Genomic DNA, 17,415 nt, shown 5'->3' on the forward strand with positions numbered 1-17,415 from the left:
GTCTCTACAAAGGATTGATTCTTGTAAAGACGGCGATTTATCGCGTCTCTTTCGCAGCCAAAAATTCATCTGCGGTTTTCTCAACAGCCGTACCTTTGAAGAAGTCACGATTCAGGCTGGTATACAACTCCAAGGGATGAATTGACAAGAAATATTGCAAATCTTCTTCGGTAATAATCTTGCGTTCTACCATTGAATAGGTATTGGCTGCGATCGCAGTAATATCAGGTACATCCCAGTGACCAGAATCGGAACCTAAGAAGGCTTTCACACGCTCCCCATAAGGATTAGCTTTACGGTTAAAGGCTTGAGCTACACGGGTATCATCTGATTCTGTCCCGAAGTAGAAGTGATTCAAAAAGCGATCGCGGATATCTTCTGGTTTGGTAACTCCTGCGACGGCGAATTCATCTAAATCACCTGGTTCTAGGGGAGATAATAACTCAGCGTGGAAACCTAAACCGCTACCTAGTTGATCCAAACGACCATGTACTAGTTCACCACCATAACGGGTATAGAGTTCTAGCAATTCTTCGCGATCGATATTGGCAGGATTGTTATTTTCTACCAAATGGTCTTTATTGCGAGTATCCCAGTGCCAAATTAAATCGGTGTACAAACTAGCACCCCAAGCTGCACCTCCTTCTAAAAAGGCAAACTTGAGTGTCGGGAAGCGGTGAGTTACACCACCAAAGAATAAAGATTTACACAGTGCTTCCGCAGCCGATGCAAAGTGACCAATATGGTTGTATTGGTAATTGCTAATGGAACGGCGATTAATCCAGCCCATACCGGAAGAGTGGGTAGTCGGTACAACTTTCAGTTCTACGCACTTCGCCCAGAAGGGATCGTAATCATATTTACTATCCAAGCCAAAGGTATCTATCCAGATGGCTTCGTTGGCTACTTCTTCGCCATATTTCTCAAAGGCGGGAATCGGGCGGCGGATGTGTCCGGGGATTTGAATGGCTTTGAGTCCCAGCACTTTCACTGCATATTCTAACTCTTCGATCGCCTCTTCGGGCGTATTCATGGGAATGGCAGCAATGGGTGTTAAGCGATCGCTATAAGGGCGGAAAATATCAGCGTGATAGGTGTTAGCCGCACGGCAAACAGCCCGTCGCATTTCTTCATGACCGATGTGTGGTGCCATCGTTGCCAAGTTGGGGTACACAACGGCAAAGTCTGTACCAGCTTCTTGTAAGCGTTCGTGCAACAACTTCGGCAAACTAACCGTAGCTAAATTTAGGGGATCATTGGTGGGACGAGTCCAGAAGGGAGGGCGGGCGGTGCGGTTAGCACGGCGTTCTTCCCAAGATTGCTTGAACCATTTAGAGCGAGATGCACCGGGTAAGTGTTCTTGAAAACGCTCTGCGATAGCAGTTCCAGCAACTTGCTCTAAATAGTCCAAGAATGCTGGGGGAAACTCTTGGGTATGTACATCAGTATCAATGATCGGATAACCCAGTTTTTCCCGAATTTGAGCAGACTTGGTTTTTTGTGGACGATCTAGTGCAATAGTCATAGCATTTTACCTGAATTTTCAAATGGATTAAACAATTTTCGATTTTCGATTTTCGATTGATTCCACAGATACTTGCTCTGTACCATCAAGGAATTATTGGTTAGGAGGGAACTAGGAAGCCTTTGAACCTGGAAGTTGAGCCTTTGAGCCTTGGAACCTGGAAATTGAGCCTTTGAACCTGGAACTTGAGCCTTTGAGCCTGGAACTTGAGCCTTTGAAAGACTTAATTACAAAAATCTGTTTTTCTTGTTTAGAAAAGTTACTGATTCCTGCCTCCTCTGCTCCCCCTACTCCCCCATTACCCCTTATCCCCAGAGGGGGCCCCACCTTCCCCACTCCCTATTTTTCTTTAACAGCCCAATCAGTTAATTTAAAGTCCGACTTTGCCAAACCCTGGGAGACTAAAAATTTCTTTGTCCCCTCTAAAAGTTTCACGCCCTCGGTTGGTAATGGTTCTTCTGATATTTGTTTGAGTGGTAACGATATTTTGATGATATTGAGGGGATATTTAGTAATTTGCGCGTGGTACTGATAATATTCTTCAGAATTGGCTTTTAAATCCTTGGCTGCTTCTGTGAGAATTGCATTAAATCTCTGGGGAAAATCAGGCTGTTTCGCCAGAAAGCTTTCGGTTGCGACAACTAATGATGTCCCTGACAAACCTTTATGATTTGCCGAAGAATCAATCACTGGAAACCCTTGTGATTTTAGAAAAGGCCCCAGTTCGCTTGAAGTTGCATAAGCTGCTACATCACCACGTTCTAAAGCCGCTTTGGCCTCAGTAGTCATTAAGTGAACAACTTTTACATCCTTGGCAATTTTAGCTTCAGCTAACAGACCCAGCAGATATCGATGCATATAAGAACCTTTTTGGGTAGCTATTTTCTGACCTTTAAGTTCCGCAAGCGATCGCGCACCATTCTTTTTTGCCACTAACCAGGCGGTTGTATTAAATTGAGTAATCCGCAACAGTCGGGTTTCCTGACCCCTAGCTCTCAAAACGATGGCTGGTGTATCGCCTAAAGAGCCAACATCTAATTTCCCTGCGACAAGTGCCTCATTTAGATCCGGCCCGTTAGGAAATCGTGCAAAAGTAATGTTTTTAAATCCCGCTTTTTGCAACTCACGATCTAAAATTCCCTTTTTCTTTGCCCAACCAAGTGGCCCTGTAGGTTCTGAATTACCTACATAACCTATACGTAGGGTAGAAATCTTGTTAGATAAAGCTACAGTGTTATTGACATTAACAGCCTCAATGGATTGAGCAGATTTAGTTTCGCCTTGACTACAGGATGTAGTTAATAGCAGTAGGACACAAGCCACTGAGGTTGATAATCTGAAAGTAAATTTGTTTTTACTGATAGAACCTGTTCCTACTTTGAACGACAGCATGACTTTTTTCTCCGCCGTACTATTTCATCTGCTTGAGAATTTGAAATGTTTGATCCGTTTTGGCTTTTGAAGTACGTTTATGTCCCCAACCAATGTTTTCCCGGTAACTACCCAGTAGCCCAACTTCTATTAATTCTGCCTCGTTGACTAAAGTCTTTATATCGCTTTCTGGTGCAACATAAAGGGCATCAACTGGACAATATAATTCGCACATATAACAGGTTTGACAGTCACTCTGTCTGGCAATGGTTGGCGGCGCATCAGCTACTTTGTCAAACACGTTGGTTGGACAAATATTCACGCAAATATTACACTCTATGCACCGCGACTCGCTGACCAACTCAATCACACTGCCACCCCTATTTTAGATTGTGACTTTTCTGTACTATGTAAAGGCTGACTCTTCACCCAGACTTGATCTAATCCGCCACTAATTAGGTAATGTTGCTGGTTATCATCAAGTTCAGGATAATCTAGATGTCTGTGCATACCACGAGTTTCTTTACGTTCAATGGCACTGCTGTACATCCATCGTGCTGTGGCTACCATCGCCGCCGCTTCTCGCGCCCTAGGAAGCTCTTTTTCTGATGTTACCTGGCTACTGCGGAGTTCTTGCCAGAGATGATTTAGCCGACCCAAAGACTCAGTTAAGCCTTGTTCTGTACGGAAATAGTTCTTTTCGTAGGGAAATACTTCCGCTTGGACTGCCTGAATCACTTCATCAGTTGCTAAGTCGCGATCGCTCCCACTCTGTAATCCTACCTCTCCAACTCCCTTAACTTGTCGTCTCTGTTCTCCCAAGCTGCGGCTATATTCAGCAGCCGATTTCCCCGACCAATAGCCAGAAGATATTGCCCAAGCTGCATTATGACTACCACCGCCAGTAAATCCACCACAAATCAGTTCCCGTGTAGCGGCATCTCCAGCCGCATAGAGTCCCCGTACAGAACTAGCACAACTCTCATCTACAATCCGAATTCCTCCTGTACCACGCACAGTTCCTTCTAAACGCAGAGTCACCGGGAAACGTTGGGTAAATGGATCAATGCCTGCACGGTCAAAGGGTAAAAAGAAGTTGGGCTGTGCTAAACGCATAGATGCCCGCATCGATTCTGCCGCTTTGTCGATGATGGCGTAAACTGGTTGTTGCAGCAATGTTTCAGCAATTACTGACCGTCTATGAGAACTTGCCCCCGGAATCACACTACCATCTTCGTAGGTGAAGGTTGCCCAATTATAAAACAGGGTTTTGGTGACTGAAGAAAAGGCGGGAGAGATGCCGTAAGCATTGGAAAATTCCATACCCGACATCTCGGCACCTGCTTCTGCCGCCATTAGATAACCATCCCCTGTCAGGACGTTGCATCCTAACGCTTTGCTGAGAAACGCACAGCCACCAGTTGCGATAATTGTGGATTGCGATCGCACTATCCATTTACTACCCGTCTGACGGTTCACACCGGTTGCACCAGCAACAGCACCATCGTCATCAACCAGTAGTTCTAAGGCGGGGCTGTTGTCTAAAATCTTCACTCCTGCCCGTTGAATTTGCCGCCGCATCAGCCGCATATATTCCGGGCCTTGGAGCGATCGCCGATAGGGTTTACCTTCATCGTCGGTAGGGAAGGGATAACCCCACTCTGCTAACTGATTGACGTTTACATAAGTCTGATTTAGTACCCGATCCATCCAGCTGCGATCGGATAAAAACCCACTCAATGATTCCCGACTCGCCTTTGCTGTTTCCCGTGCTTCTGGGTCAGGTGGCACATACCACACACCATTGCCCGATGCAGCAGCGCATCCAGTCGTACCACAATATCCTTTGTCTACGAGGACAACTCTAGCTCCACTTGATGCAGCACTCCAAGCCGCCCAAGTTCCAGCAGGACCGCCCCCAATCACCAGCACATCTGCTTCTAAGTCGAGTTCAAAATCAGTTGTTAACGTCTTCAGCATCTACAATTTTCCCCCATCGATATTTTCAGGTAGCGTGTAGTTTTGCGTAAGTCCTAAAGTCTTTACCCCATCGATGCTGCACACTACAATAAATCTGCTTGCCAACTTACTAGTACGACACGGCGGAAATAAAGCAACCATTTTAAATAGCCAGAAAGCCTACAAAATAAGCATTCTTTCTTTTTACTTTTGCCTTCTTGTACTAGTAGCCTTAACTTACGGCTCCTTAACGAAGCTTGCCAGTAGATTAGCTCCTGAAAAACTACTTTATCTTGATCAAATAACCGTAGTTTGATATAACAAAGCTTTTCACAGTTTCCGACAAAAAGCAAGCACTTTAACAAACAAATTCAAACGTAAATTTATGTCAAATTAACTGGAATATCTTTCAAAAGTACTTGCTTTTTCCACAGTTTTATGAAATGTAGATGTACCTGCTGCGATCGCTCTCTATAGACGCTGATCGGAAACCTGATTTTTGGCAGCAAAATCTAGCAGAGTCACGATACTTGCATTTTACAAACCTCTATGCAAAGATAATTTTGCTTAAAGTACTGTAAATTGATGTTTTTACAGTACTTTATAAAAACTAATAGTATTTCTACTTGTTTAAGTGCAAATTGTGATACCTAGCCATATCAATTTTTCCCGAAATAACACCACTGTTCCTGGCTCTGGCCACTTGCCTGTATTATATGCCGATCGCAACAATTCTGTAGTCGAGCAAGTTACACCTGTTTCACAATTACTCTCACCAGTACCGAAAAGATTACCTACTCTTAAGACTAGCGATCGCTCAGTCAGCAATCCAGCAATGGAGCAGGTAACTTCTGTTTCGCAGTTATCAGATATCAAACCTACCGATTGGGCATTTCAAGCCTTGCAATCATTAGTGGAACGGTATGGTGTGATTGCAGGCTACCCCAACCAAACCTTTCAGGGAAATCGGGCAATGACTCGTTACGAGTTTGCGGCTGGATTAAATGCAGCTCTAGCTCGAATCAATGAACTCGTGAGTGCAGGAACTAGCGATCTACTCAGAAAAGAAGATTTAGAAACATTACAAAAACTCCAAAATCAATTTGCGCCAGAACTAGCCCAACTGCGGGGGAGGGTGGATTCGTTGGAAACACGAACAGCTGCTGTTCAAGCACAGCAGTTTTCCACCACAACCAAACTCGTTGGTCAAGTTGAGACTGTGATTGGAGGAGTTGTGGCGGGCAATAACGTCGTCACCAAGCAACCCGCAGCTCACAACTTCACATTTCAGGACGCGGTTACTTTAAAGTTAAACACCAGTTTCAACGGTACAGATCAACTGCGAGTAACCTTGGGGGCAGGAAATATCACCTCTTTAGGAGGAACAAGAAGTGGATTACTTGGAACCAGTGATGGCAAAACTTCTGATAACGCCAGTCCACTTTTCCCCAACAATCAACTTTATGTCAGTGGTGTCCGCTATCGTTATTTACTTGGTGGTAATACTGCAATTAACGTTTTTGCTCAGTCTGATGGAGCCTTTGAACTAGGCTTGAGTGGAACCATCAACCCGTATTTTGAAGGGTCAGCAGCTAATGGGATCTCACGATATTCGCGGCGAAATATGGTCTATGACTATGGAGATACCGGAGCCGGAGTCGCCATCCTCCATAACTTTGGTAAACAGCTGGAATTAGGGTTGGAGTACACCTCGATTAACGGTAACAATCCGACAGATAATAATGGCTTATTTGATGGCAGGTATGTAGCTCTAGGACAATTACTATACAGCAGCCGCAACAGTAATTTACGACTGGCTTTGACTTACGCCAATACTTATAGTCCACCAAACACTACAGGTCTGAGTGGCACCAACTTTGGCCCAGTTATCGGCAGTAACTTAGCAAACAGCACCGTGGCTGGAGCCGGAACTTTAGCGAATCTATATGGTGCAGAAGCGTTTTATCGGATTACTCCATCTGTAGCATTAAATGGATGGGTCGGTTATTCCGCGCACCGTTACTTGGGGCAGGGTGATGCAGAAGTCTGGGACTGGGGTGCCGGACTAGCATTTCCCGATTTATTCCAAAAAGGTAGTTTGGGAGGTATTTTTGTGGGGATGGAGCCAAAGTTGACTAGTCTCAGTCCGAATGTGAATTTAGGAGCAGGCAATGGTGTAGCAGACAAAGATACTTCCTTACACATTGAGGGCTTTTATCAATATCAAGTCAATGATAATATTGCAATCACGCCTGGTGTAATCTGGATTACTGCACCTGACTTTAATGCTGACAATCCCGATACTGTAGTTGTTTGGCTCCGCACTACCTTCAAGTTTTAACCTGAAAAAACTAGGAATTTTGGCTTGCCAAAATTCCTGGCTAAGAATGGGAAATAGAATACATCCGCTCTGTTAAACTTACCCAAAACTACCATTATCTAGACTTAACTGTACGTTGATAGTTTTAGTGTTAACTTCCTGCTTCGTCGTAGTCTCAAGATGACTCTTGAGAGGTTTGCCTACTCCACAGGCAATAGAGCTTACCGTTTCTGACCGGAATGGCACTAAGAAAAGCTCTTTCTTGATGAGAGGCAGAGCCTCTCGGAATACATTCCCAGCCTGGAGGCTGGGAACGAGGCTACATAAGTCTTTGGGCTTTTCTTAGTGCCATTCGGTTAAAACCTAAATACAGTACGAACCCAAGCAAATAAACTATCAGGATTGCTGGAATTAGAATCCGGTGCAGTAATCCAGATCAAACCTGGCGTAACCTCAATATGATCTCCGATTTTATATTGGTAGAATGCCTCAACGTGTAGGGAAAAGTCTTTGTCTGCTTGTCCTCAATTTTTAGCTAAATCTGGTAAACCGATAGACTTACCGGATTTTATGTAGAATCATCTTTGCATAGAGCTTGGTACAATGCAAGACCCAGTACTTTTATATGAGTGGAAAATATGTCAAAATTATTCGCTAAGTCAACTAAACCAACTGCGATCGCGTAGCGTACCCTAGGTAATCGCCGCAGATAGTCAGATTTTAGACAATTTCCACGGCAAGTAGAACAAAAGATTGCCGAAGTCAGAACATCGTTTTAATAAGTTGCAATTATGAAAAATTCATCCCACATTAGACCCGTAGAGAAGTGTGGGATAAATTTTTGTTCAAGCTAAATTATCTAGCTTGTCAGAATTATTCGTTGAGTTGGAGGATTTGTAATAGAAACCACCTACCTCAGCCAAAGTATAAAGTGGCCTGGCTTTAACTTCTTCGTAAATGCGCCCTATATATTCGCCTAAGATACCAACACTGACTAACTGCACAGATCCGAGAAAGAAAATTGCCATCAAAATAATCGTAAACCCCGTTAAAGGCGAATGGGGGACAAAAAGCCGCCAATACAAGACTAATAAAGCCATGAGGATGGCCGCCACCGCCGCTACTAAGCCTAAGTAAGTTGATAATCGCAGTGGCACAATTGAAAAGGACACTAGACCATTGATGGCAAGTGCCAAGGATTTGCTGAAAGTGTATTTAACTTCCCCAGCAAAGCGCGGATCGCGCTCGAACCGAATTGATGTTTGCTGAAAGCCAACCCAAGAACGCAAACCACGAATATAGCGGGCGCGTTCTGGCATAGAATTGAGAATATCTACGATCTGCCGATCCATTAAACAAAAATCACCAGTATCAGTAGGAATCTCCACATCTGCAAGCTTCTTGAGGAGGCGATAAAAGAAGTAAGCAGTAAAACGCTTAAACCATCCTTCCTTAAGGCGTTGAGTGCGTTGAGCGTAGACGACCTGATAGCCCTGTCGCCATTTCTCAACCATATCAGGGATTAGTTCTGGAGGATCTTGTAAGTCAGCATCAAGGATGATGATAACTTGACCCCGGACAAAATTGAGACCAGCAGTAACTGCAATTTGGTGTCCAAAGTTACGAGCAAAACTCAGATAGCAAATGCGCGGATCTTTTTGATGGAGGTCTCGTAGTAGTTGTAAGGAGCGATCGCGGCTACCATCATTGATTAAAATTAATTCAACAAGACCATCCATCCGATTCATAACTATATTGAGTCTGCGGTATAGTTCAGGAATAATTTCTTCTTCGTTATAAATTGGAACAATGAATGAATACTTTGGTATCATCTATGAGTCCTGTTTAATTTTTGAACAGCCAAGCTAACAGACTGGTTGTAATCATAAAGATTTGGTTCTCAGTATATGTAGCAACACTCAAGTCAGATTGCGATAACTTTATTTATTCTTCGGGTTAATGTCATCTGAAGAGTCTGATTTTTTAAGGCTTTCTACAGCTTTTTTCAGAAAAGTCAGACGATGCCGATACCAAGTAGACCCCCCTATCAGCATTCCAGTTAAACCTAATGCGAGTACTAGCGGCAACAAATCACCTGTCTTAACTGCTTTTAAACCAGAACTACCTAGTAGTACAAAAGGTAAGACACTAGGAACAGTACCAAGTGTTGTACCTAGAACATAATCTTTAAAGCTGATCGAAGTCAGTCCAGCCACAAAGTTGACCAAGCCATAAGGCATAATCGGTACTAGTCTAATGGCAAACATATAAAAAAGCCCACCACGACGTACCTCAACATCCATAGCTTGCCAGCGTCCTGCTAGTCGTTTTGTAACTGTTTGGCGTCCAATACTCCGAGTAAAAACAAAGGCAATGATTGCCGCAATCACTGCTGCAACACTAGTCCAGACAGTACCTAGCCAAGGGCCAAAAATTGCACCTCCAGTCAAATTCAGCACCGTTGACGGCAAAACTAACATAGTTGCCACAACGTACAAAGTAATATAAATAATCGGTGCCCAGATCCCAAAGGATTTCAGCAAAGCTTGAATTTGTGCTGGTTCAATGCCGCCAAGAAGATATACTGCTATACCAGTTGCAATTATGCAACCCAGTGTGAGTATTAAAATACCAGCTTTCAAGTTCCACACTAGAACTCTACTCCTACTTTTTTTGTAACAAAACTCATCTTTCTCAAATTTCCCCTTTAATTAATTATTTAAAAGTTTACTTATGAAAACATAGTCTTAGCCATCAGCGATCATAACCTCTATCCAAGCACAGACCAAGAAACCGCAAGCTAGAAAGGCTTTTTTTGATGAAACCGGAAGCTCACACTTACTACGTCAGCAAATGTGTGGGTAATTAACATAAAACTTGTATTCTTCACGACAGCCATTGTGACGGCAAAAATGTCATGATTACCACGATTATCCACGAAAGAGTCAATTTTTTGGGCAGTTATTCTTAATGAATCGTTAATCCATAACTGGCGTTTTAAAAAATTTGCTGTAAAATACTGATTACTATCTACGGTAATTGTGTCGATTTATAGTAGATTAAGTCCTCATAGCCTTGACAAAAATGCAAATTCTCTGGTTTATTCCTACTGGATCTCATGACGGACGCTATTTAGGTACAGATATTGGCTCTCGTGTTGTCACACCTGATTATTTGCAGCAAATTGCCCAAGCTGTGGATAGTTTAGGCTACACGGGCGCATTGTTACCCACAGGGATTTCTTGTGAAGATGCTTGGATTACCGCCGCCGCTTTCATATCTGTCACCAAGCAAATGAAGTTTCTCGTGGCAATTCGTCCAGGAATTACTTCCCCAGGTGCTGCTGCACGGATGGCCGCAACATTTGACCGGATTTCTAAAGGAAGATTGTTGATAAATGTGGTGACAGGTGGCGATCCGGTGCAACTAGCTGGAGATGGCTTGCATCTTAGTCATGACGATCGCTATGATTTAACCGATGAATTTCTCACAGTTTGGCGGGGTATCGTCAGTGGGGAAACAGTGGATTTTAAAGGAAACTACCTGGATATCAAAGGCGGTAAGCTTTTATTTCCGCCAGTTCAAAAACCCTATCCACCTTTATGGTTTGGTGGCTCATCTGCTGCTGCCAAGCGGGTTGCTGCTAAACACATTGATGTTTACCTGACTTGGGGAGAACCACCACAGCAAGTTGCTCAAAAGATTGCCCAAGTTCGGCAGTTGGCGGCGGAACTTGGTAGAACAGTGCGTTTTGGGATTCGGTTGCATGTCATTGTGCGAGAAACCGAGTCTGCTGCTTGGGATGCAGCCAATGAGCTAATTAAGTATGTGAATGAGGATGCGATCGCCAAAGCTCAGAAAGACTTAGCTAATTCTGATTCTGAAGGACAGCAACGCATGAGTCAACTACATGGTGGTAGTAGAGAAGCCTTAGAGATTAGCCCCAACCTGTGGACAGGAATTGGATTGGTACGGGGTGGTGCTGGTACAGCCCTAGTTGGAGATCCCGACACCGTTGCTGCTAGGATGCTGGAATATCAAGAACTGGGCATAGAAACATTCGTTTTCTCTGGATATCCTCACTTAGAAGAAGCGTATCGCACTGCTGAATTATTATTTCCACGCCTACCTTTGCAGAGCCAACCTACACCTTTAACGCCACCAGTCTTGAGTTCTGTTAGCGAAATCGTCGTCAATGAAAAGTTTGCTAAACAACTAACAAGTGCTTCATGACCGAAACACAAAAGGGTACAAGCCCGTAAGTTTATTTATGGGGATTGTAATGAGTGAATTTTGAATTTTGAATTTGGAGTGAAGCGACGTGACTATTACCCTTAAACACACCAAAAGCAACAACAATATATCCCTGAGCGAGGTGTTAGACAACCCGCGACTCCAGAAAATAATTCCCTGGATTGTGCCGATTACGGTATTAGTTCTTTGGGAACTTGCTTCCAGAACTGGTCTAATTTCAACCAGGATTTTACCAGCACCAAGTGGCGTAATCGCTACAGCAATTAAACTAGGCTCCACTGGAGAACTGTTTCAAAATATAGCAATTAGTAGTGGGCGGGCGATATCTGGTTTTATCGTTGGTGGCAGCATTGGATTCGGCTTGGGATTGCTCAATGGTTTTTCCCGTGTAGCTGAAAAATTGTTGGATAGTTCCCTGCAAATGCTCCGCACTATCCCTCATTTAGCATTAATTCCCCTAGTGATTCTCTGGTTTGGTATTGGCGATCAAGCTAGATTATTTCTAGTGTCTATAGGAGTATTTTTCCCGTTATATCTCAATACATTTCATGGTATCCGCAGTGTTGACCCTGGACTAATTGAAATGGGAAAAGTCTATGGATTGAAAACACCCCAACTTCTGTGGCAAATCATTTTTCCAGGAGCTTTGTCTTCGATTCTGGTTGGTGTCCGTTTTTCCTTGGGGATTATGTGGCTGACACTAATTGTGGCAGAAACGATCGCAGCCGATTCCGGGCTTGGTTATATGGCAATGAATGCCCGTGAGTTTATGCAAACTGATGTTGTGGTTTTGAGTATTGTGATCTATGCGCTGCTGGGTAAATTAGCAGATGCGATCGCCAAAGGATTAGAAAAAAAATTCTTGGCTTGGAATCCCAATTATCAAAGCTAAAATCATCAGAGTCAAAGGTTTAAAAGTCCTGATTTTACCTTTTGACTTCTATTCATTTTGAGTGTGATTTGCTTTATTGAAGGTCTCATTAAATAATTAAATCCCAATTGTTCTAAAACAGGAGGTTTTCCAAGTGATTTCTAATGCTATACAAGGTACACAACTAAGTATTTTGGATTTGACGAAGGTTTTTGGTAAAAAAACCGTTTTAAACTCGCTGAATTTAGAAGTTGAAGCTGGTGAGTTTGTCGCTATTGTCGGACGAAGTGGTTGTGGTAAAAGTACCTTATTGCGTCTTGTGTCAGGATTAGATAAAGCAACTTCCGGCGGAATCCTACTGGATGGAGAACCACTGCGTAGACTCAGCCGCTCTGTAACAGTAATGTTTCAAGATCCCCGCTTGCTACCGTGGAAGCGCGTTGTTCAGAACGTGGGGTTGGGCTTAGAAGGTAATTGGCGTGAAAAAGCTTTGTGGGCACTCGATAAAGTCGGACTCAAAGATCGGGCTGATGAGTGGCCTTACGTTTTATCTGGTGGACAAAAGCAACGAATATCATTAGCAAGAGCGTTAGTCAGTCAGCCCCGTTTATTGTTGCTAGATGAACCTCTGGGAGCATTAGATGCTCTAACTCGCCTAGAGATGCAGCAATTAATTGAAAATTTATGGCAAGAGCGAAGATTTACTGCCTTTTTGGTTACTCACGATGTCGAAGAGGCTGTGGCGTTGGCAGACCGAGTTATAGTGATTGATGAAGGACAGATTTCTCTGGATTTATCTGTGAGACTTTCACGCCCGCGAGATAGAAGTAGTGAAGTGTTTATCAATATCAGAGAAGCAGTTCTTCAGCGAGTAATGAGCAATCAAAGTACTCAGCTAAATAACCAATTATTGCAGTTGAGTAGTTGAGATTTAGCTTTCGTTAGTTGATTAATATAATGCTTGAGGTAGCTGTGGTAAAATAGGCTACTTCGAGATTAAAACTTCCTTTTAAAAAGCAGCTATAGCAATCGAAAATTATTTATGAACACTCAAAAAACCTCTCAACTATACTCTCTGCGCCTCTTGGTGATTTTTTCTATATTCAGGATCTAGATAAACTAGAACATAATACAATACAATACGCTTCAGTTAAGCTCCGAATCTTTGTATAGACGTTGCCTTGCAACGTGTATATATGCCTAAAATCAATACCAACAATCCTTAACTGAACCGTATTAGAACATAATAATTATTAATTTATATCGCTTTATTGAAAATAAACAATAAATATCAATTATATCATGTCCGAATAATTAGTTATGATTCCCACAGTCATTGCACCCCACCCCTTAATCCCCTCCCCGCTTGCGGGGAGGGGAGACAAAGCATAGCTTTGGCGGGGTGGGGTTCTTAGAGTTTAATAAGTAATCAAGCGGACATGATATTACTTAGATTTTATCTAATGATAATTAGAAAACTAACAAAGGATGATGCAGAAGATTATAGACAGATCAGATTAGGGACTTCCAAGAAATAAATTATCCAAAGAAACGAACCACAGAGACACAGAGAACACAGAGAGAGGAGAAATAGAGAGGCTTTTGGGTCAGTTTTTAGGACATTTTTTTATTTGGAAGTCCCTTAGAAGCTTTATCTAAAAATCAAGATTCATTTGGCACAACGTATCATGAAGAAGCAATTAAGACGATAGAACAATTTCGGGATAGAATACCAGTAGATAACAATAACTTTATTTTGGGCTGCTTTGAGAATAAAGAGTTAATTGGAATAGTTGCATTTCATCAAGAATCAAGAATAAAACTCAGGCACAAAGCATATATTAGTAGTATGTATGTTCAACAAGAATATCAAGGGAAAGGTATAGGTAAATTATTACTAAATGAATTAATTGAAAGAGCAAAATTTATTAACTAGTTAGAAATATTATTACTTGATGTTGTTAAAAGTAATTTCTTCGCAAAACAACTTTATTTATCTTTGGATTTTCAAATATATGGAATAGAGAAAATGGCGTATAAATTTAATAATCAATATTTCGATCTAGAGTTTATGTGTTTAAAGATTAAGTAGAAATTTAGCTACTCTTACTTTAATATTATAATTTATGCCAAGGTAAAATGGCACTTATTTTTTTGATAAAACAGAGACAATTTACAAAGTTTAGCCCTGCAAAGAAAGAAGAGGTAATCGACAATGAAGCTAATTTTGCCGCTTGATCTCGTTGCTGACATTGTGCCTTATCTACCGCCTGAGACAGAGGTTGTCAGGGTAGATGTTGAAGGAAATTTAGACGGGGATGCTAGCGATGCTGAAGTTTATTTCAGTTGGTTTTTATCCAGAAGTCCGACGCTGCATAAAATAATAGAAGCAGCACCTGCACTGCGTTGGCATCATGCACCGAATGCAGGGGTGAATCACATCCTGACACCAACTTATTTGAAAAGAGATATTATCCTCACAAATGGGGCGGGAGTGCATGGAATTCCCATCGCCGAATTTGTGATCACTTATATCCTGGCTCATGCCAAACATCTACCAGAATTATATGCTTTACAGGCAGAACATCACTGGAAAAGAGGCTTTACCATCCAAGAGTTAACAGATGCAACTTTGCTCATTATCGGCGCTGGTGGTATTGGTCAAGAAATTGCTGCCCGTGCTAAACCCTTTGGCTTAAGAATAATTGGCAGTCGCCGTCATCCCCAAGAGCTACCAAATTTTGATAAAGTAGTGGGTGCTGATGAATGGCGATCGCTCCTACCAGGGGTTGATTATGTAGTTATTGCAACACCTCTAACCCCAGAAACCAAAGAATTTATTGATGAATCTGTATTGCGATCGCTGCCAAATCATGCCTATCTAATTAATATTGCTCGCGGTGGTGTAGTCGATGAATCAGCATTAATCAAAGCGCTCACAGAAGGTTGGATTGCAGGTGCAGCATTAGACACAGTTAACTCAGAACCGTTACCACCAGAAAGTCCTTTATGGTCACTTCCTAACATCTTTATCACACCTCATATTTCTAGCGATTCCCCAAAAAGTAAACAGCGTTCAATAGCGCTATTTATCGACAATCTGAAGCGCTACCAAGCTGGTAAACCATTACGAAATGTAGTAGACAAAGAAGCAGGATATTAAACAATTAGGTGTTGCTGAACCGAGGTATGAATTTGGATGTAGAGACGTTGCAATGCAACCTCTCTACAAGGATTTTGAAATAACGCAAACTTATTTTTCATCCCGCAATCAGCAACGCCAACAATTAAAAATGAAGAGGTACTAAAGCGGTTCTCGGTTGAGTGAGGTACAAGAACCCCACCCCCAACCCCCTCCCCGCTCTTCGAGAGGGGGCTTAAGATGTACCTCACTAGATTGAGAAACGCTATAACTCTCTTCTGTCACTCTCCGAAAACATTTGCCTTTTCTAAAATCTAGAGCTTTTGTATAGCAAGCAATCGCGCGATTATTTTCTAATAACAAATACAAGACCTATTTTTTTCTAATAGTATAGCTTGTATTGACTGCCTCATGAGGCTTCTAGCGATCGCCCTCCCGGAGAGTGACAAAAGAGGGATAAAGCTTGGGTTGCATAATCCAAAATCCAAGTTGTGCTGAAAGCGCACCAAAGGTGCGATCCAAAATCCAAAATGAAATCAGGGAGTAGCAAATGGTGAAATTAATTTTACCCGATCATCTCATTGCAGATATTGAGCCACACCTACCATCTAATATAGATGTTGTGGAAGTGGATAGTGAAGGTAATCTGGATGGTGATGCCAGTGATGCAGAAGTTTATGTCAACGGATTTTACCTGAAAACTTCTACCCTTGACAAAGTACTGACAGCAGCACCCGCACTGCGTTGGCAACAGTCACCGAGTGCTGGCGTGAATCACATCCTCACACCAAATTTTTTGCAAAAGGATATTATCCTCACTAATGGCGCAGGAGTTCACGCAATTCCAATTTCGGAATTTGTACTAGCATTCATGCTCTATCATGCCAAGAATCTGCGAAAATTGCAAACATTGCAGAATGAACACACTTGGGCAAGAGGAGTGTTTCTCGAAGAGTTGGCAGATACAACTTTGTTAATTCTCGGTACAGGAAATATCGGTCAAGCGATCGCATCTCGTGCTAAAGCTTTTGGAGTCACAGTTTGGGGTAGTCGCCGCCATCCCGAACCTCTACCGAATTTTGACAAAGTTGTGGGTGCCGATGAGTGGCGATCGCTCCTGCCAGCAGCAGACTATGTAGTGATTGCGACACCATTAACTCCAGAAACTCAAGGCTTGATCGATGAAACTGCATTGCGCTCTATGCGTCAGTCTGCTTACCTAATTAATATTGCTCGTGGTGCGATCGTAGATGAAGCCGTATTGCTTACCGCATTACGTGAAGGATGGATTGCTGGCGCTGGATTAGACACGGTTGCAACCGAACCTCTGCCGCCGGAAAGTCCCTTATGGTCGCTACCTAACGCCTTTATCACACCCCATTGTTCAGCCTTGTCACCACGCTTGAGAGAGCGCATAGCACAACTGTTTATCGACAATCTTCAACGCTACCAAACCGGTCAGCCTTTGCGGAATGTCGTAGACAAGCAAGCTGGATACTAATTACTTGACTTTGAACACTGACTTACCTTTAACGGTAAGTCAGTAGGTGAGAATAAATCAAAGTAGATTAAGTAATGTAAAAAATCTGGAGATGAGTTCGTAGTGTACCCCTTTGGGGATCTTGCTACGCAAAGCGTCTCGGAGAGAGCGGCTCCAGCCCTCAAATTAGGACTAAAGTCCTGACTACAAACCTTGAATTATTCACGCCCCTCTACTTATGGCGGAAGTTCATACTCGCCCTTGTCAATATCTTGAGCCAAACGATAAATCAATCTATTTGTGGGCTGGGCAACATGAGCGCCTTGATTATGCAACTTAAATGCCGATTAGCTTATAAAGCACTCACTGTCAAACTGCCCCAAGTGGAAATCAGTGGCGTGAAGTACTCCGGCTTGCTTCGCTGAAGCCGGAGCTTCAAAGATAACAACCATCATCGTTTCGCGTCTCATTCGTCGTTGCCACGTTGGGTATA

13 protein-coding genes and 1 pseudogene are annotated in these 17,415 nt (G+C 42.7%); 7 read left to right on the forward strand and 7 right to left on the reverse strand.

Features of this window, described 5'->3' with window-relative positions:
- Window positions 1-37: 37 nt before the first annotated feature.
- The 4 genes from V7K97_RS00190 to V7K97_RS00205 form a co-directional block, all read right to left on the reverse strand.
- Window positions 38-1,525, reverse strand: coding sequence for an amidohydrolase family protein (locus V7K97_RS00190; RefSeq protein WP_334798685.1), 1,488 nt, complete (start codon window positions 1,523-1,525; stop codon window positions 38-40).
- A 339-nt stretch (window positions 1,526-1,864) separates the two neighbouring features.
- Entirely contained in the window at window positions 1,865-2,917 is a 1,053-nt protein-coding gene (locus V7K97_RS00195; protein ID WP_334798687.1) for an ABC transporter substrate-binding protein, read from the reverse strand.
- 19 nt (window positions 2,918-2,936) lie between these two features.
- Entirely contained in the window at window positions 2,937-3,266 is a 330-nt protein-coding gene (locus V7K97_RS00200; RefSeq protein ID WP_334798689.1) for a ferredoxin family protein, read from the reverse strand.
- A complete protein-coding gene (locus tag V7K97_RS00205) occupies window positions 3,263-4,876 on the reverse strand; it encodes an FAD-binding protein (RefSeq protein ID WP_334798691.1) in 1,614 nt (537 codons plus the stop codon). Before V7K97_RS00205 ends, V7K97_RS00200 begins: the two co-directional genes overlap by 4 nt.
- A gap of 622 nt (window positions 4,877-5,498) precedes the next feature.
- Between V7K97_RS00205 and V7K97_RS00210 the strand changes: the two genes are divergently transcribed.
- The gene (locus tag V7K97_RS00210) at window positions 5,499-7,196 is read left to right on the forward strand and encodes an iron uptake porin (RefSeq protein ID WP_334798693.1); all 1,698 of its coding nucleotides are present in this window, start codon (window positions 5,499-5,501) and stop codon (window positions 7,194-7,196) included.
- 335 nt (window positions 7,197-7,531) lie between these two features.
- Here the strand turns inward: V7K97_RS00210 and V7K97_RS00215 are convergent.
- The 3 genes and pseudogenes from V7K97_RS00215 to V7K97_RS00225 form a co-directional block, all read right to left on the reverse strand.
- Window positions 7,532-7,675: pseudogene (locus tag V7K97_RS00215) on the reverse strand (carbohydrate porin); the annotation flags it as partial.
- Window positions 7,676-8,020: 345 nt separating this feature from the next.
- On the reverse strand, window positions 8,021-9,007 hold the full coding sequence (locus V7K97_RS00220) for a glycosyltransferase family 2 protein (RefSeq protein ID WP_334798695.1): 987 nt from the start codon (window positions 9,005-9,007) through the stop codon (window positions 8,021-8,023).
- Window positions 9,008-9,115: 108 nt separating this feature from the next.
- Window positions 9,116-9,826 carry a TVP38/TMEM64 family protein gene (locus tag V7K97_RS00225; protein WP_334798697.1) on the reverse strand — a complete coding sequence of 237 codons (711 nt, stop codon included), beginning with the start codon at window positions 9,824-9,826 and terminating at the stop codon, window positions 9,116-9,118.
- Window positions 9,827-10,259: 433 nt separating this feature from the next.
- Here V7K97_RS00225 and ssuD point away from each other — a divergent pair, with 433 nt between their 5' ends.
- The 6 genes from ssuD to V7K97_RS00255 all read left to right on the forward strand — a co-directional run bounded on the left by ssuD (window position 10,260) and on the right by V7K97_RS00255 (window position 16,943).
- Window positions 10,260-11,408 (forward strand): FMNH2-dependent alkanesulfonate monooxygenase, encoded by a 1,149-nt coding sequence (gene ssuD / locus V7K97_RS00230; protein ID WP_334798707.1) that lies wholly within the window; start codon window positions 10,260-10,262, stop codon window positions 11,406-11,408.
- Between the two features lie 88 nt (window positions 11,409-11,496).
- Complete coding sequence (gene ssuC, locus V7K97_RS00235; RefSeq protein ID WP_334798699.1) at window positions 11,497-12,321, forward strand: aliphatic sulfonate ABC transporter permease SsuC; 825 nt, start codon at window positions 11,497-11,499, stop codon at window positions 12,319-12,321.
- A gap of 136 nt (window positions 12,322-12,457) precedes the next feature.
- A complete protein-coding gene (locus tag V7K97_RS00240) occupies window positions 12,458-13,228 on the forward strand; it encodes an ATP-binding cassette domain-containing protein (RefSeq protein ID WP_442936895.1) in 771 nt (256 codons plus the stop codon).
- Between the two features lie 693 nt (window positions 13,229-13,921).
- Window positions 13,922-14,236 (forward strand): GNAT family N-acetyltransferase, encoded by a 315-nt coding sequence (locus tag V7K97_RS00245; RefSeq protein WP_334798708.1) that lies wholly within the window; start codon window positions 13,922-13,924, stop codon window positions 14,234-14,236.
- 279 nt (window positions 14,237-14,515) lie between these two features.
- Window positions 14,516-15,463, forward strand: coding sequence for a D-2-hydroxyacid dehydrogenase (locus V7K97_RS00250; protein WP_334798703.1), 948 nt, complete (start codon window positions 14,516-14,518; stop codon window positions 15,461-15,463).
- A gap of 529 nt (window positions 15,464-15,992) precedes the next feature.
- On the forward strand, window positions 15,993-16,943 hold the full coding sequence (locus V7K97_RS00255; RefSeq protein ID WP_334798705.1) for a D-2-hydroxyacid dehydrogenase: 951 nt from the start codon (window positions 15,993-15,995) through the stop codon (window positions 16,941-16,943).
- Window positions 16,944-17,415: the final 472 nt, after the last annotated feature.

It is taken from the genome of Nostoc sp., from assembly GCF_036917815.1.
In the GTDB taxonomy this organism is placed as follows: Bacteria; Cyanobacteriota; Cyanobacteriia; order Cyanobacteriales; family Nostocaceae; genus Nostoc.

Coding starts and splice junctions, on each gene's coding strand:
- V7K97_RS00190 (WP_334798685.1), bottom strand. CDS start 1,525: ATGACTATTGCACTAGATCGTCCACAAAAAACCAAGTCTGCTCAAATT.
- V7K97_RS00195 (WP_334798687.1), bottom strand. CDS start 2,917: ATGCTGTCGTTCAAAGTAGGAACAGGTTCTATCAGTAAAAACAAATTT.
- V7K97_RS00205 (WP_334798691.1), bottom strand. CDS start 4,876: ATGCTGAAGACGTTAACAACTGATTTTGAACTCGACTTAGAAGCAGAT.
- V7K97_RS00220 (WP_334798695.1), bottom strand. CDS start 9,007: ATGATACCAAAGTATTCATTCATTGTTCCAATTTATAACGAAGAAGAA.
- ssuD (WP_334798707.1), top strand. CDS start 10,260: ATGCAAATTCTCTGGTTTATTCCTACTGGATCTCATGACGGACGCTAT.
- V7K97_RS00250 (WP_334798703.1), top strand. CDS start 14,516: ATGAAGCTAATTTTGCCGCTTGATCTCGTTGCTGACATTGTGCCTTAT.
- V7K97_RS00255 (WP_334798705.1), top strand. CDS start 15,993: ATGGTGAAATTAATTTTACCCGATCATCTCATTGCAGATATTGAGCCA.